Source organism: Burkholderia sp. MSMB1459WGS (assembly GCF_001534535.1).
Classification (GTDB): domain Bacteria; phylum Pseudomonadota; class Gammaproteobacteria; order Burkholderiales; family Burkholderiaceae; genus Burkholderia.
Map to the genome: position 1 here is coordinate 328,714 of NZ_LPMU01000023.1, position 15,050 is coordinate 343,763.

General features: G+C 70.5%; 13 protein-coding genes. 4 read left to right on the plus strand and 9 right to left on the minus strand.

Annotated elements, in window-relative coordinates:
* Window positions 1-2: 2 nt before the first annotated feature.
* The 7 genes from WT97_RS09135 to WT97_RS09165 are packed head-to-tail and all read right to left on the minus strand — an operon-like array spanning window position 3 to window position 7,143.
* Window positions 3-956 (minus strand): ABC transporter substrate-binding protein, encoded by a 954-nt coding sequence (locus WT97_RS09135; protein WP_060036175.1) that lies wholly within the window; start codon window positions 954-956, stop codon window positions 3-5.
* A 33-nt stretch (window positions 957-989) separates the two neighbouring features.
* On the minus strand, window positions 990-2,171 hold the full coding sequence (locus WT97_RS09140; RefSeq protein ID WP_060353275.1) for a cytochrome c: 1,182 nt from the start codon (window positions 2,169-2,171) through the stop codon (window positions 990-992).
* Between the two features lie 50 nt (window positions 2,172-2,221).
* On the minus strand, window positions 2,222-3,037 hold the full coding sequence (locus WT97_RS09145) for an ABC transporter ATP-binding protein (protein ID WP_060036173.1): 816 nt from the start codon (window positions 3,035-3,037) through the stop codon (window positions 2,222-2,224).
* Window positions 3,031-4,128, minus strand: a complete 1,098-nt coding sequence (locus tag WT97_RS09150; protein ID WP_060353276.1) for an ABC transporter permease — start codon at window positions 4,126-4,128, stop codon at window positions 3,031-3,033. The genes WT97_RS09145 and WT97_RS09150 overlap by 7 nt, the downstream gene beginning before the upstream one ends.
* Window positions 4,129-4,132: 4 nt before the next feature.
* Entirely contained in the window at window positions 4,133-5,167 is a 1,035-nt protein-coding gene (locus WT97_RS09155) for an ABC transporter substrate-binding protein (protein ID WP_060036171.1), read from the minus strand.
* A 31-nt stretch (window positions 5,168-5,198) separates the two neighbouring features.
* The gene (locus WT97_RS09160; RefSeq protein WP_060036170.1) at window positions 5,199-6,038 is read right to left on the minus strand and encodes a class II aldolase/adducin family protein; all 840 of its coding nucleotides are present in this window, start codon (window positions 6,036-6,038) and stop codon (window positions 5,199-5,201) included.
* 19 nt (window positions 6,039-6,057) lie between these two features.
* Window positions 6,058-7,143, minus strand: coding sequence for an LLM class flavin-dependent oxidoreductase (locus WT97_RS09165; protein ID WP_060036169.1), 1,086 nt, complete (start codon window positions 7,141-7,143; stop codon window positions 6,058-6,060).
* A gap of 246 nt (window positions 7,144-7,389) precedes the next feature.
* On the opposite strand from WT97_RS09165, the gene WT97_RS09170 reads away from it, so the two are divergent.
* Complete coding sequence (locus tag WT97_RS09170) at window positions 7,390-8,730, plus strand: acyl-CoA dehydrogenase family protein (protein ID WP_060036168.1); 1,341 nt, start codon at window positions 7,390-7,392, stop codon at window positions 8,728-8,730.
* 61 nt (window positions 8,731-8,791) lie between these two features.
* On the opposite strand, the gene WT97_RS09175 is transcribed toward WT97_RS09170, so the two are convergent.
* Window positions 8,792-9,766 carry a LysR family transcriptional regulator gene (locus tag WT97_RS09175; protein WP_179949761.1) on the minus strand — a complete coding sequence of 325 codons (975 nt, stop codon included), beginning with the start codon at window positions 9,764-9,766 and terminating at the stop codon, window positions 8,792-8,794.
* A 17-nt stretch (window positions 9,767-9,783) separates the two neighbouring features.
* Between WT97_RS09175 and WT97_RS09180 the strand changes: the two genes are divergently transcribed.
* Both WT97_RS09180 and WT97_RS09185 read left to right on the plus strand, forming a co-directional pair.
* Window positions 9,784-10,350: a cysteine dioxygenase gene (locus tag WT97_RS09180; protein ID WP_059789422.1), complete on the plus strand. Its 567-nt coding sequence runs from the start codon at window positions 9,784-9,786 to the stop codon at window positions 10,348-10,350.
* Window positions 10,351-10,455: 105 nt separating this feature from the next.
* On the plus strand, window positions 10,456-12,081 hold the full coding sequence (locus WT97_RS09185) for a rhodanese-related sulfurtransferase (RefSeq protein ID WP_060353278.1): 1,626 nt from the start codon (window positions 10,456-10,458) through the stop codon (window positions 12,079-12,081).
* Window positions 12,082-12,151: 70 nt separating this feature from the next.
* Here the strand turns inward: WT97_RS09185 and WT97_RS09190 are convergent, their stop codons facing one another.
* Entirely contained in the window at window positions 12,152-13,297 is a 1,146-nt protein-coding gene (locus WT97_RS09190) for a glycerophosphodiester phosphodiesterase (protein ID WP_060353279.1), read from the minus strand.
* 349 nt (window positions 13,298-13,646) lie between these two features.
* On the opposite strand from WT97_RS09190, the gene WT97_RS09195 reads away from it, so the two are divergent.
* Window positions 13,647-14,714: a phytoene/squalene synthase family protein gene (locus tag WT97_RS09195; RefSeq protein ID WP_060036164.1), complete on the plus strand. Its 1,068-nt coding sequence runs from the start codon at window positions 13,647-13,649 to the stop codon at window positions 14,712-14,714.
* Window positions 14,715-15,050 lie beyond the last annotated feature (336 nt).

Here is a 15,050-nt window from a genome sequence, read left to right on the forward strand (position 1 = left end):
CGTCAGGCGAGCGGGAAGCCTGCATCGAAGGTCGTGCGCACGTCGAGCGGCTGGCGCAGCAGCCCGGCCTTCAGGTAGAAGTCGGCCGTGCGCTGCTGTTCGGCGATCACCGCTGCGTCGATCGGCAGCCAGCGCGTGCCGCGCCGCTCGAACTGCAGCTTCGCGGCGGCCGGCGGAATGCCGATGATGCGCGCAAGCGCCGCCGAATACGCGTCCGCATGCCGGTACGACCACGCTTGCGCACGCACGACACGCTGCAGAAAATCGCGCAGCACGTCGCGTTTCGACGCGATCGCCGCTTCGGTCGCCGCGACATAGCTGAGGCCCGACCACAGCCCGCGGCCGTTGACCAGCACACGCGCGCGGCGGCTCGTTTCGGCGAGCGCGGTATAGGGCTCCCAGGTCGCCCACGCGTCGATCGAACCGGTTGCGAGCGCAAGCATCGTGTCGGCCGGCGGCAGGAAGCGGAACGACACGGCATCCGGCGGCAGGCCGGCCGCATCGAGCGCCTTCAGCGTCACGAAATGGCCGATCGAGCCGCGCGTGGTGCCGATCCGCTTGCCCTTCAGGTCGGCAGCGCCCTTGAGCGCGGCGTCGGGGCGCACGAGCACGGCCGTGCCGTACGGATCGGAGCGGTTCGCGCCGATCACCTTGATGCGGGCGCCCGATGCGAGCGCGAAGATCACCGGCGCGTCGCCGATCGGCCCGCAGTCGACGGCGGCCGCGTTCAGCGCTTCGGCGAGCGGCGCGGCCGCGGGGAATTCGGTCCATGCGATGTCGTACGCGAGGCCGTTCAATTCGCCGGCCGCTTCGAGCAGCGCACGCAGCCCGCCTTTCTGGTCGCCGGCGCGCAGCAGCGGGCGGGCGCCCGATTGCGCGCGCAGGGTGGCCGGCGCGGCGGCGATCGTGGCAAGGGCGCTCGCCTGGGCGAGGAAGTGGCGTCGAGTCGGATTCATCGTGAATTTCTGTCGAAGGAAGGATTCGTGAGTTCAATGCGCAAGCCCGGCCTGTACGTCGCGCACGGGTTCCGCGTCGACGCGCAGCAGCAGCGCGGTCAGTGCGTCGCCGCCCGTGGCGCGCGCGGCCGGTCGGGCCACCGCATCCGAGCGGCACAGCAGGTCGGCATCCGACCAGCCGGCGCTGCCGGGCAACGCACGCGCCCGCAGCCAGCCGCGTCGATCGGCAAGCAGTTGCGTGCCGCCGAGCGCATCGGGCGGGACGCCGGCAATCGTCGCGAACGCGAGCCACGCATCGGTTGTCGTCGCGACGCAGTTCGCACGCGAGTCGACCGACGACGGCACGGACGCGCCGGGTTCGGCGACGAGCAAGGTCTGCCAGCGCGCGTCTTCCGGCGGTGGCGTCGCGCCTGCTGCGAGCGCGACGACGCGCACGCGCTGGCCGTCGCGCCAGCGTTCGAGCGCCTGAGGCGCGGCGTCGCCGCACCGTACGTCGAGTGCCGGCAGCGGGACGGGCACCGGCCACGCGCCTTCCGCCCGCGCGCCGCTACCGGCTGCCAGCGCTTTCAGGTAGGCGAGCACGGCCCATGTGTCCTGTGGACCGAGCGTGGCCGCGAAGCCGGGCATCGTCGACGCGCCGTGCGCGTCCTGCGTGCCGTGGCGTACGCGCCAGAACAGTTCGCCGTCGAGCCGACGCGCGAGCAGCGCGCCGGCGAAGGTCGGCGGCCAGTGCGCGAGCGTGGCCGCGAGCGGCCCTTCGCCACGTCCGTCCGCGCCGTGGCAGGCCGCGCAATGTTGCGTATACAGGTGGGCGCCGCGCATCACGTTCGCGACCGAAAACGGCGCGGGATCGCGCTGGAAACTCGTCGGCACGGCAGGCGCGAGCCACAGCGAAGCGGGCGGCCACGGCGCGAACCATGCGACGGCCAGCGCGGCGATGGCCGTCGCGACACGCCGCTTGCGCGCAGCCAGCGCGAGGCAGGCGAGCACGACGGCCAACGCCGTCGCGCCGCCGGCGAACGCGAGCTGCCGCGTGAGCCCCGCGTCGATGCGCAGCGTTTCGAGCGCGATGCGGTGTGCCCACGGCCACGCCGCCTGGCCATCGGCGTCGCCGGTCAGGCCGATCGCGTGCAGCACGCGCGCCAACGCGATTTGCGCGCGATACAGCAATTGCAGGAACGCAATGGCCCAGTCGGCGAACGGCGGCGCGTTCATCGCGCGCGTCCGCGGCGTGCCGCAGCCAAACGTCGAACGGCGCCGGGCATCTACCAGCTCGCATCGAGCCCGAGATGCCGCAGCGCGTCGTGGCGCAATTCGGCGAGGCGCGGGTCGCCGCGATGGCGCGGGTAGGGCAGGTCGACGCGCAGTTCGGCGACGATCCGTGCCGGGCGTGGCCCGAACACGATTACGCGCTGCGCGAGGAACAGCGCTTCTTCCACGTCGTGCGTGACGAGCAGCGCGGAGAAGCCGTCGCGTCGCCACAGGGCGGTCAGCTCGGCCTGCATCGTGAGCCGCGTCAGCGAATCGAGCTTGCCGAGCGGTTCGTCGAGAATCAGCAGGCGCGGATCGTTGACGAGCGCGCGCGCGAGCGCGACGCGCTGCGCCATCCCGCCCGACAACTGATGCGGAAACACGTTCGCGAAGTCCTGCAGCCCGACGCGCGCGAGCGCATCGTCGACGCGATGCTGCGCGGTGCGCGCCACGCCGCGCGCTTCGAGGCCGAGCGCGACGTTCGCGCGCACGCGCCGCCACGGGTACAGCGTCGGGTCCTGGAACACGACGATACGCGACGGATCGGGGCGCTCGATCGGCACGCCGTCCTGCGCGATCGTGCCTTGCCGCGCGGCGTCGAGCCCGGCGACGAGGCGCAGCAGCGTCGATTTCCCGCAGCCGCTCGGGCCGAGCAGGGCGACGAATTCGCCGGCCGCGACCGACAGCGACACGTCGTCGAGCACCGGCAGCGCGCCGCCGGGGCCGTCGAACGCATGGCTCACGCGGCGGATGTCGATGCGCGCGCCGCGCGGCGTCGTGACGGCGGGCGCGGCGGCCGCGGACGGTTCGAGTACGGCGGCGCTTACCATTTGACGGTTCCTTTCTGCCACGCGAGCACACGGTCGCGCACCGCGAACAGCAGCGCGATCAACCCGGAAAACAGCAGCGCCATCACGAGCAGCGCCGCATACATGTTCACGTACGACGCCCAGCCCTGCGCCCAGCTCAGGTACCAGCCGAGCCCCGACTTGACGCCCATCATCTCGGCGACGACCAGCACCGTGAACGACGCGCTCAGCCCCATGAAAATGCCGACGAACACGTGCGGCAGCGCGGCCGGAATCGCGACGCGCAGCACGAGGAAGCGCGCGTTCGCACCGAGCGTGCGCGCAACGTCGTAGTACTGACGGTTGACGCTCGCGACGCCCGACCACGTGAGGACGGCGACCGGGAAGCCCGTCGACAGCGCGATCAGGAACGCGGCGGCCGAATAGCTCGACGGAAAGAAGTAGAACGTGAGCGGCAGCAGCGCGGTGGCCGGCACCGGGCCGAGCACGCGCAGCACCGGATGCACCCAGTAGCCGATCCGGCGCGACCAGCCGATCGACACGCCCACCGCGAAACCTACCGTGACGCCGTACGCGAAGCCGAGCGCGAGCAGCTTCAGCGTGTTACCGGCGCTGCCGGCGAGGCGCGGCCAGTCGTCGACGTAGACCTCGATCAGTGCCTGCGGCGGCGCGAAGAACGGCGTCGGCAGCCAGCCGGTTTTCGCGGTGACGATTTCCCACGCGGCGAGCACGAGCGGCAGTGCGACGAGCCACGGGCCGGCCGGTTGCACCCGCGCGAGCCGCGTGCGGGTCGCGGCCACGAGATGACCGAGCGTCGCGGCGGCGAGCAGCAGCGCGGCGATCGTCCACGCGGCCGTGCCGAACGTGTCGGTGTACGCCCAGTCGCTGAAGCCGACGATCCGGTTCGGCCACAGTTGCGTGAGCGCGCCGAGCGCGGTCCACGCGAGCGCGGCGGCGATCCCGGTCGGCCAGATGCGTTCGCGCCGGGCGTCGGCGGTCAGCGCGGCGTCGCAGGCCGTGCAGGCCGTGCAGGCCGCGCGCGCGGTAGCGTCGGCGTGGGCGGCGCCGCCGGCCGATGCCGATGCGGCGGAAGCATGTTCGATCGTCGACATCGCGCTACCCCAGTACGTTGGCATAGACCTGCTGCGCGAAGCGCTGCGGGTCCGTGCTCTTCTTCAATACGCTGATGCGGCGGAAATCGTCCGCATAGAACGCGATTTCCTGCTGCAGGTCGACGTTGGTCGGGTGATGCGTGTAGGTGAGCGTCGCGTACAGCTTGCGCAGATCCTCGGGGCTGATCTTCGGCGAATACTTCGCGAACACCTTCGCGGCCTCGTTCGGGTTGTCGTGCGTGTATTCGGTGGCCTGCACGATCGAGCGCGCGAGCGCGGCGGCCGACGGCCGGTCGTTGCGTACGAGGTCGCCGCGCGCGCCGATCACGCAGCACACCTTGCGCGCGTATTCGCCGGACAGGTTGGTCGCGAGTTCGGTATACGCGCCGTTGCTGCGCTTTTCGAGCAGGTAGAGATTCGGGTCGCCGTCGGCGATCGCATGGATTTCGCCCTTGTCGACCGCGACGCCGAGCAGGTCGGCCGGATACTGCCGCCACGTGACGTCGCGTTCGGGATCGATGCCGTTCTTCGCGAGCAGGATCGAGAAGAAGTGCTTGCCGGGCGCGGCGAGATCGCTGACGCCGACCGTCTTGCCCTTGAGCGCCTGCAACGTCGTGACGCCGGCCGCCTTCGCGCCGAGCAGCCGCACGCAGCCGCCGTGCGAGCTGCCGATGATCTTCACGTCGAAGCCGGCTTCGAGCGGCTTCAGCCAGCGGTGGATCATCCCGACCGCCGCATCGGCCTTGCCGGTTGCGATCGATTCGAGCAACTGGTCGGTCGAGCCGCTGTAGTTGATCAGCTCGACTTTCAGCCCGTTTTTCTCGAAGAAGCCGCGCTCCTGCGCGACGACGATCGGCGTCAGGCAGAACGCGTTCTGGTTCCACGCGAACGTGAGTTTCTTCAGCGGCGGCGCGGACCAGGCCTTGCGGCCGAGCGTGATCGCCGGCACGGCGAGCGCGGCGGCGCCGGCCGCGCGCAGCAGCCGGCGGCGTTGGTCGTCGTGCGCGTCGGCGGGTATGGGTGCGGTGGTTTCGGTCATGGTCTGGTCTCCGGTGTGGCGCGAGAACGGGTCAGTCGAGCAGGTCGGGTTCGTCGGCGACGACGCGTGCGAACAGGCTGTCGAACGCATGCAGCGCGCCGTCGGGGCCACCGATCTGGCCGTGCGTGTGGCGCGCGGTTTCGTGATCGATCGGCTGCGGCGTGCCGGCCGCTTCAGCCAGCAACTGCGTGTGCGCGGCGTTGTCGAGCGCGATGTACCACCATGCGGCGGCCTCGACCGTCGGGCCGGCCGTCAGGATGCCGTGGTTCTTCAGGATCACGCCCTTGTGCGTGGTGCCGTCCGGCTTCGCGAGTGCATCGGCGATCCGTGCGCCTTCGCTGGTGTCGACGACCATCCCCGTGAAGTCGTCGAACAGCGCGTGGTCTTCGTAGAACACGCAGGCGTCCTGCGTGAGCGGATCGAGCGGGCGGCCGAGCGTCGACCACGCCTTGCCGTACGTCGAGTGCGTGTGCGCGGCGGCGACGACGTGCGGATGGGCTTCGTGGATCGCCGCATGGATCGCGAATGCGGCCTTGTTCAGCGGCCGCTTGCCGATCGCGGTTTCGCCGCGCGCGTTGACGAGCAGCAGGTCGGACACCTTGATCTGCGAGAAATGCACGCCGAGCGGGTTCACCCAGAAATGATCGGGCAACTCCGGATCGCGCGCGGTGATGTGGCCGGCGAGGCCCGACGCGAAGCCGAAGCGCGCGAACAGGCGGAACGCGGCCGCGAGCCGCTCCTGCCGGTGGCGGCGCTCGGCGGCCACGTCGATGCGCGGCGCGGGCGGATCGAACCAGAAATGCTGGCGCGGGGTGTCGGCGAGCACGAGGCCCGATGCGGTGCGCTCGGGCGAGGAAAGGACGGCGGACATGATCGCGTATCGCTCCGTCTCAGGCGGCACGGCGCGCCGCGTCGCGGGTGGCGACGGCGCTGCGCACGCGCGGAATCAGTTCGCGGCCGTAGTCGATCGCATCGTCCAGCGGATCGAAGCCGCGGATCAGGAAGGTCGTCACGCCGAGGTCGTAGTAGTCGAGCAGCGCGTCGGCGACCTGTTCGGGCGTGCCGACGAGCGCCGTCGAATTCGAGCGCGCGCCGGTAAGCTTCGCGATCTCGGTCCACAGCCGCTTGTCGACGCGCGAGCCGCGCTCGGCCGCGGCGAGCAGGCGGCGCGCGCCTTCGCTCTGCTGCGGGCCGCCGGCGCCGAGGCCGGCCGCTTCGCGCAGCCGGCGCGTTTCGTCGAGGATGCGGTGCGCACGCGCCCACGCTTCGTCCTCGGTCGCCGCGAGGATCGGCCGGAACGACACGGAGAAGCGCACCTGGCGGCCGTGCTTCGCGGCTTCGGCACGCACGCGCGTCGTCAGGTCGCGCACCTGGTCGAGCGATTCGCCCCACAGCGCATAGACGTCCGCGTGCTTGCCGGCCACCGCGAGCGCGGCTTCCGACGCGCCGCCGAAATAGATCGGCACGTGCGGCTGCTGGAACGGCTTCACTTCCGAAAATCCCTGCTTGAAGCGGTAATGCGCGCCGTCGTGATCGAACGGCTGCGTTTCCGTCCAGATCCGCCGCAGGATGCCGAGGTATTCGTCGGTGCGTGCGTAGCGCGCGTCGTGATCGAGGAAATCGCCGTCGCGCTGCTGCTCGCTGTCCGAGCCGCCGGAGATGAAGTGCACGGCGAGCCGGCCGCGGCTGAACTGGTCGAGCGTCGCGATCTGCCGCGCGGCGAGCGTCGGCGCGGTGAAGCCCGGGCGATGCGCGAGCATGAAATGAATGCGCTCGGTCGCGGCCGCCGCGAACGCGATCGTCAGCGTCGCCGACGGGCCGGTCGAATGGTGCGGCACGAGAATCCGGTCGAAGCCGGCCGTTTCGTGGGCGCGGGCAAAGTCGCGCACATAGTCGGGATCGACCGCCGGGCCGGACGCCGGGTGGATTTCCGACTGCTTCTGGCTCTGGATCATGCCGATGAATTCGACGCTCATCTGGGTCTCCGGTGCAGGGACGTTCCCGGCGCGCGGCCGGGCAGGAATGGAGCGCAGGTTAACGCCGGGATCATGCGGAATGGAAATAATCAATCCCGATTTGAATATCAGATTTGCATGGTTTGGGGCCGCATGCGTTGCGCATACGCTGTGGGCTCGCGAATGATGGGGCGCGCGTTGGCGCAGGCTTTGCCGCCGCTGTCGTTTTACGCCGCCGTGTTCGAACTACCCAGGGAATCCGTTTCGATGTCCGCCAGCCTTGCCGCTTCCTCGCCGTCACGGCAGCCTGCACTGCACGTCCTGCTTGCCGCCGCCGAAGCCGCCGACGAGACGAGCGACGCGCGCGTTGCCGCGCTGCTCGAGCGCCTCACCCCCGAACTCGCCGCCGATGCGGCCCGCAACGACGTCGAAGGCCGCTTTCCGCACGAGAATTTCGCGCGGCTGCATCGTGCCGGGCTGATCGCGCAGGTCGTGCCGCGCGAGCATGGCGGCGCCGGGGCGACGCTTGCGCGGGCGAGCCGGATCGTCGCCGCCGTCGCGCGGGCCGATCCGGCGACCGCGCTGGTGCTGACGATGACGTATCTGCAGCATCGCGCGCTCGGCCGCGCCGACAACCGCTGGCCGGCCCAGGTGCGGCGCGCGGTGTTCGACAGCGCGGTCGAGCACGGTGCGTTGATCAATGCGTTGCGCGTCGAGCCCGCGCTCGGTTCGCCGTCGCGCGGCGGGCTGCCGGCGACCGTTGCGCGCCGCGTTGCCGACGGCTGGCGGCTGTCGGGCCACAAGCTCTACAGCACCGGGATTCCGGCGCTGCGCTGGCTGGCCGTGTGGGCGCGCACCGACGAACCGGCACCGCGCGTCGGCGTGTTTCTCGTGCCGCGCGACCGCGATACCGACGGCGATCGCATCCGCGTGATCGAAAGCTGGAATCACCTCGGCCTGCGCGCATCCGGAAGCCATGAAGTCGTATTCGACGACGTGCCGCTGCCGGCCGATCACGCGGTCGACGTGCGCGCGCCGGACGCATGGGCCGTGTCGGCTGCCACCCACGCGGACGCCGACGCGCAGGCGGACCAGCAGGCGTGGATGGTCGCGCTGCTCGGCAGCCTGTACGACGCGGTGGCGCGCGCGTCGCGCGACTGGCTGGTCGAATTCGCGACGACGCGCGCCCCGAGCGGGCTCGGCGCACCGCTCGCGACGCTGCCGCGCGTACAGGAAGCGGTCGGCGAAATCGAGGGCTGGCTGCACACGAATCGCGTGCTGCTCGACGATCACATCGCGCGTACCGATGCGGGCAACGCGCCTTCGGCGACGACCAGCGGCCTCGTCAAGCGCACCGTGACCGAGCAGGCGATCCGGACGGTCGAGCAGGCGCTGAAGCTGTCGGGCAATCACGGGCTGAGCCGCGGCAATCCGCTCGAACGCCACTATCGCGACGTGCTGTGCAGTCGCGTGCATACGCCGCAGGACGATGCGATCGCGGTGGCGGCGGGGCGGGCGGTGCTCGATGCGGCGACGCGCGGGGGAGCGAACGCGGACGCGGACGCCACGTCACGCAACGGGGGCGAACGCGGCCGACATGATGCGTGAGCCGGTGCGGGTTGCCGCGCGGGGCGACGGCGCGACGCGACGCGGGCGCCGCGCGGCCGCGTCACGCGGCCTTGTCGTGCGATTGCTCGGGCAGCGCGAATGCCGTGCGCGCATGCGCGGCGACGGCCGCGAGCGGCGCATCGAAGCGGGCCGCATCGTGCCGGCGCAGCAGCCACAGGTCGATCTGCGGCTTGAAATCGGCGAGCGGCACGATGTCGAGCGCGTCGCGCAACGGGCTGCGTTCGACGAGCGGCAGCGGCATCAATCCGAGGCCGACGCCGTTTGCAACGCTTTGCAGTTGCAGATCGCGGCCGTACGCATCGAGCGTGACCGGCATCGGCAGGCCTTGCGCGTCGAGCGCACGCCGCAAGCCCGCACGAAAGCCGCAGCCGTCCGGATTGAGCACCCAGCCGCGCGCGTGGCAATCGGCGAGCCGATAGCTGCGGAGCGGCCAGTCGCCCTTGCGGCCGACCGCGACGAGCCGCGTCGCCAGCAACCGAACGCCTTCGACCTGCGCCGGCAGCACCATTTCGCGCGCGAGGAAGACCAGCGCCGCATCGAGTTCGCGGCGCGCGATGCGTTCGACGAGCTGGCCGCCCCATGCGGTCGTGACGTGCGTCGCGAGTGCGGGCCACTGCGCGGCGAGGTCCGCGATGAGCGCCGGCAGCATCAGCTCGCCCAGCCCTTGCGTGAGCCCGATCCGGAATTCGCCTGCGGGCGGCTGCTCGCCGGCCGTCAGTTCGCGCAGCGCGTCGACCTCGCGCAGGATCGCGCGACATTGCTCGAACACCTGCCGGCCGATGTCGGTCGGGCGCGGCGGCTTCGTGTTGCGGTCGAGCAGCGTCACGCCGAGCGCTTCCTCGAGATTCTGGACGCGCCGCGTGATCGCGGGCTGCGTCATCCCGAGCTCGGCCGCGGCCTGGCTCAGGGTCTGGCAGCGGACGACCGCTGCAAAAGCGTCGATATCGCTAATTTTCATGTTTGTTCTGCATGGTCTTTCCGGTGCATCATGACGATCCATCATATTCGGCATCATATTCGAGGAGACGGCCGATGAGTACGCTTTCGTTGCAGCAGACGCCGCTGCGTCCGTTCGTCGAGGGTCTGGATGCGCTGCTCGCGTCCGGCGCGGACGAGGCGCGCATACTCGACGAGGGCGGCGCGCTGCTCGCCGCGCTCGTCGAACACGACGACTGGTTGCCCGACGCGTTCGCGCAGCCCGATCCCGAGCGCTACCGGCAGTACTTGCTGCATCTCGACCCGGACGAGCGCTTCTCGATCGTCAGCTTCGTGTGGGGGCCCGGCCAGACGACGCCGATCCACGACCACACGGTGTGGGGGCTGATCGGGATGCTGCGCGGCGGCGAGTTCTCGCAGCCGTACCGGTTCGACGCGGCCGGCAAGCCGGTGCCCGCGGGCGACGCCGTGCGGCTCCGGCCGGGCGAGGTCGAGGCCGTGTCGCCGCGCATCGGCGACGTGCATCGCGTGACCAACGCGTTCGCCGACCGCGTATCGATCAGCATCCACGTGTACGGCGCGAACATCGGCAAGGTCGAGCGCGCGGTGTACCTGGACGACGGTACCGTGAAGCCGTTCGTGTCGGGCTATTCGAATGCCTGACGCGAAGCCCGCTCGCGCGGCCTGGTGCGGGTGCGCGCCGGCAGGGCCAGGCTCGATCCGTTCCGCTTTCTTCACTGACTTCAACGTATTCGACACAGAGACATCGTGACGCCATCCGCCGATTCCACCTTCCGCTTTCCCGTCGCGTCGTACCAGGACGTACGCGCGCGCCTGCTGGCCCGCGACGAGATCGCGCTGATCGACGTACGCGAGGAAGATCCGTACGCACAGGGCCATCCGCTGTGGGCCGCCAACTTTCCGTTGTCGAAGCTCGAACTCGACGCGTGGACGCGGATTCCCCGCCGCGACACGCCGATCGTCGTGTTCGGCGAAGCCGGCGGCGAGGATCTCGCGCCGCGCGCGGCCGCGACGCTCGCGCGGCTCGGCTACACCGACGTGCGGCTGCTCGACGGCGGCCTCGCGGGCTGGGTCGCGGCGGGCGGCGAACTGTTCATCGACGTGAACGTGCCGAGCAAGTCGTTCGGCGAATGGGTCGAGGCCGAGCGTCATACGCCGTCGCTGTCCGCGCAGGAGGTGCAGGCGCTGATCGACGCGAAAGCCGATGTCGTGATCGTCGACGCGCGCCGCTTCGACGAGTACCAGACGATGAACATCCCGACGTCGACGAGCGTGCCGGGCGCGGAACTCGTGCTGCGCGTGCGCGCGCTCGCGCCCGACCCGCGGACGCAGGTGATCGTCAACTGCGCGGGCCGCACGCGCAGCATCATCGGCACGCAGTCGCTCGTCAACGCGGGGCTACCGAATCCGGTCGCCGCGCTGCGCAACGGCACGATCGGCTGGACGCTGGCCGGCCAGACGCTCGAGCACGGTGCGGCGCGCCGTTTTCCGGACGAGATCGACGCGACGCAGCGCGCCGAAGCGCGTCGGGCCGCCCGCGCGGTGGCCGAGCGCGCCGGCGTGCCGCGCATCGCGCTGGCCGACGTCGCGGCGCTCGACGAACCGGGCCGCACGCTGTACCGCTTCGACGTGCGCACGCCGGAGGAATACGAAGCCGGCCACCTGCCGGGCTTCCTGAGCACGCCGGGCGGCCAGCTCGTGCAGGAGACCGATCATCACGCGGCCGTGCGCGGCGCGCGGATCGTGCTGGCCGACGACGACGGCGTGCGCGCGGACATGACCGCGTCGTGGCTCGCGCAGATGGGCTGGGACGTGCGCGTCGTCGAACCGGCCGGCGCCGCGGCATTCGTCGAGCGCGGCCAGCCGCCGCGCGACGTGCCGGCGCCGCCGCCCGCGACCGACGTGTCGCCCGCGACGCTCGCGGGCTGGCTGAAGGAGGCCGCGCCCGGCGAACTCGCGATCGTCGACGTGACGGCCAGCGCGAACTACGTGAAGCGTCATGTCCCGGGCGCGTGGTTCGCCGTGCGCGCGCAGTTGCGCGACGCGCTGGCGGCGATTCCGCCCGCGAAGCGTTACGTGTTCACGTGCGGATCGAGTCTGCTGGCGCGGTTCGCGGCGCACGACGCCCGCGCGCTGCTGCCGGCGTCGGCCGACATCCGGGTGCTGACCGGCGGCACGGCCGCATGGATCGACGCCGGGCTGCCGCTGGAGAGCGGCGAGATCCATCTCGCGTCGCCGCGCGTCGACCGCTACCGGCGCCCGTACGAAGGCACCGACAACGCGGCGGCGGCGATGCAGGCGTATCTCGACTGGGAATACGGGCTGGTCGACCAGTTGAAGCGGGACGGCACGCACCATTTCAACGTGATCTGAGCGACGCGGCGCAACCGGGCGCGGCGCGTCGTACGCGGCGCCCGGTCGCGATGCGGGTGGGCGCTTCGTATCAGCGCGCGAACGTATCGACGGCCGTGCGGCCGACGGCCGGATCGTCGGTGAAGAAGCCGTCGATGCCCGCGCGCAGGTACGCCTGGATCTCGCGCACCGAGCCGGCCGTGTTGCGCGTGGCCGGCGTGCCGCCGTCCTTCAGCGACGCGGGCAGGAAGTTGTTCTCGGGGCGGAACGTGTACGGATGCACGACGAGGCCGGCCTCGTGCGCGTAGCGCACGTACGGCGTCGGCTGCTGCAGCGTGCCGTCCGCGGCGACCGCGATGATCGACGTCTTGTACGGCCCGACGCCGTTCGCATAGGTCGCGATTTCGCGCATGCCGTCGCGCGTCGACAGGTCGCCGTAGGTGCGCTTGTCGTTCGCCTTCACGAAGTCGTACGGGCGCTGACCGGCTTCGTCCATCAACTGCACGAGCTTCCAGTTCGGCTGGCTCGACTTGATCCGGTTGCGGATCGTCTTCAGGTTCGCGACTTCGAACGACTGGATATAGACGGTCGCCGTGCGCGACGTGTACGGATCCTTCAGCAGTGCGTCGACGAGGCGGTCCTCGAGCGGCAAGTCGATCGACTGGAAGTAGGTCGGATGCTTGGTTTCCGGATACAGGTGGATCGTGCGGCCGGTCTGTGCGGACATCTGTTTCGCGAGCGCGACGATCTCGTCGAAGGTCGGGATCTCGAACTGGTCGTTGTACGCGGTGTTGGCGGGGCGCACCTGCGGAATGCGCTCGCGCGCCCGCAGCGTCTTTAGCTCGGCGAGCGTGAAATCCTCGGTGAACCAGCCGGTCAACTGCACGCCGTCGATCGTCTTGGTCGCCTTGCGGCTCGCGAACTGCGGCAGCGTCGACACGTTCGTCGTGCCCGAGATCTCGTTCTCGTGGCGCGCGACCAGCACGCCGTCGCGCGTCGCCACGAGGTCGGGCTCGATGATGTCCGCGCCGTCCTCGATCGCCTTGCGGTACGACGCGAGCGTGTGTTCGGGGCGCAGCGCGCTCGCGCCGCGATGGCCGACCACCTGGACCTTCGCGGAAATCGGCTGCATGGGATCGCGCGTCAGATCGTCGTCGCCGCCGCACGCGGCGAGCAGGAACGCGGCGGCACAGGCGAACGGGACGTAGCGCAGGGAGGTCGGGCGCTTGAGGAGCATGTCGATGAACCTTCGAAACGGAGTCGGAAAAGGGCGCTCGCGCCGGTGGCCTGGCGGCGCGCCGGGCTGAACGGGATCGAACGGAGCGCGATCGTCGCACCGAATGATTACATATGTATTACTTGTGCCTTTCCGTTTGTTTTTGAGGGCGGCGAGGGCGGGCTTGCCCGCGCGGCATCCGCCCGTCGCAGGCTGCCCGCGCGCCGGATGCACTAAACTTGCGGGAATTTTGCATCGCCGCACCGGGGCCGCCGCCGCCGGGCGCGGCGATGCGGCGACTCGCGGGCCGGCGCGGGCGCCCGGCGCCCGTGTGCGTCCGGGGTCCGCGCCGGCCGATTTTTCCCGACCCATGACGACCCATACCGATCCCGCCTATCTGCTCGGCGAGCTGCTGAAGAACGTTTCCCGCTCCTTCTACCTGACGCTGCGCGTGCTGCCCGACGGCATGCGCGACCCGGTCGGCCTCGCGTATTTGCTTGCGCGCGCGGCCGACACGATCGCCGACACGGCGCTCGTCGCGCCCGACCGCCGTGCGGCGCTGCTGACCGACCTGCGCGACGACGTCGAGCGGCTCGGCGACGGTGCGGCGCTGTCGCGTTCGCTCGAGGACGTGACGCGGATGCAGGCCGATTCGCACGAACACCTGCTGCTCGGCTCGATGGAGCCGATGCTCGCGCTGCTGCGCGCGCAGCCGGAGGCCGATCGCGCGTCGATCCGCAAGGTCGTCGCGACGCTCACCGCGGGGATGGAATTCGACCTGCGCACGTTTCCGGACGAGCAGTCGGGGCAGGTCGCATCGCTGCCGACGCGCGATGCGCTCGACCGCTACACGTACCTCGTCGCGGGCTGCGTCGGCGAGTTCTGGACCGACATGACGGACGCGCACACGCGCGCCGCGCGCGGCTGGGATCTGCCGGACATGCGCGAGAAGGGCATCCGTTTCGGCAAGGCGCTGCAGATGACCAACATCCTGCGCGACTGCGCGAAGGATCTGCGCATCGGCCGCTGCTACCTGCCCGACGACGTGCTGCGCGCGCACGGGCTCGTCGTGGCCGACCTGATGCAGCCGGAGGCTTCGGCGCGCGCGCGCGGCGTGCTGGTCGACCTGCTGCGCGTCGCGCTCGACCAGTATCGCGACGCATGCCTGTATACGCTCGCGATCCCGCGCCGTTTCGTGCGGCTGCGGCTCGCCTGCCTGTGGCCGATCATGATCGGCCTCGAAACGCTCGAACTGCTGGCCGGCCACGCTGCGTGGCTCGACCCGGCGAAGCCGGCCAAGGTGCCGAGAAAGCGCATCTACCGGATCATGGCGGCGTCGCTTGCGTTGGTCGGTTCGAACTCGGCGATCCGCGCGCGCCTGAACGCGCTCGTCGATGCCGTGAGCGCGCGGCTCGCGCACCCCGCGACGCAGCACTGAAGATCGCCGGCGCGGCAGGCGCCGGCATCCCCTCCCGGCCCGCATTCGTCGGGCCGTTCTCGTCTCGTCACCGGCACGCCGACAAAAACGTTTTCATGATTTCGTGTTTCGAAATGCGGCTGTCATGAACGTCGGCGATCCTGCGCGGCGGCGTGAATCGCGGCGTCAGCTTCGATCGCGCATTTGTAAGACGTTTCATTGCCGAAGGCGTCTGACGACATCGGACGGTCGCGTGGCACCCGTAAAAATGTAAAGCTAGGGTTTTCACCGGCAAATGCCGGAAACGCCCGCCGCACAAGTGTTTCGGGCTGTCATGTAACCGTTTGGTGAACCCGC

Bases quoted from the DNA above. Each gene is read 5' to 3' on its own strand.
- WT97_RS09165 (WP_060036169.1), bottom strand. From the start codon at position 7,143: ATGAGCGTCGAATTCATCGGCATGATCCAGAGCCAGAAGCAGTCGGAA.
- WT97_RS09155 (WP_060036171.1), bottom strand. From the start codon at position 5,167: ATGACCGAAACCACCGCACCCATACCCGCCGACGCGCACGACGACCAA.
- WT97_RS09135 (WP_060036175.1), bottom strand. From the start codon at position 956: ATGAATCCGACTCGACGCCACTTCCTCGCCCAGGCGAGCGCCCTTGCC.
- WT97_RS09160 (WP_060036170.1), bottom strand. From the start codon at position 6,038: ATGTCCGCCGTCCTTTCCTCGCCCGAGCGCACCGCATCGGGCCTCGTG.
- WT97_RS09190 (WP_060353279.1), bottom strand. From the start codon at position 13,297: ATGCTCCTCAAGCGCCCGACCTCCCTGCGCTACGTCCCGTTCGCCTGT.
- WT97_RS09170 (WP_060036168.1), top strand. From the start codon at position 7,390: ATGTCCGCCAGCCTTGCCGCTTCCTCGCCGTCACGGCAGCCTGCACTG.
- WT97_RS09180 (WP_059789422.1), top strand. From the start codon at position 9,784: ATGAGTACGCTTTCGTTGCAGCAGACGCCGCTGCGTCCGTTCGTCGAG.
- WT97_RS09150 (WP_060353276.1), bottom strand. From the start codon at position 4,128: ATGTCGACGATCGAACATGCTTCCGCCGCATCGGCATCGGCCGGCGGC.
- WT97_RS09140 (WP_060353275.1), bottom strand. From the start codon at position 2,171: ATGAACGCGCCGCCGTTCGCCGACTGGGCCATTGCGTTCCTGCAATTG.
- WT97_RS09195 (WP_060036164.1), top strand. From the start codon at position 13,647: ATGACGACCCATACCGATCCCGCCTATCTGCTCGGCGAGCTGCTGAAG.
- WT97_RS09145 (WP_060036173.1), bottom strand. From the start codon at position 3,037: ATGGTAAGCGCCGCCGTACTCGAACCGTCCGCGGCCGCCGCGCCCGCC.
- WT97_RS09175 (WP_179949761.1), bottom strand. From the start codon at position 9,766: ATGATGCCGAATATGATGGATCGTCATGATGCACCGGAAAGACCATGC.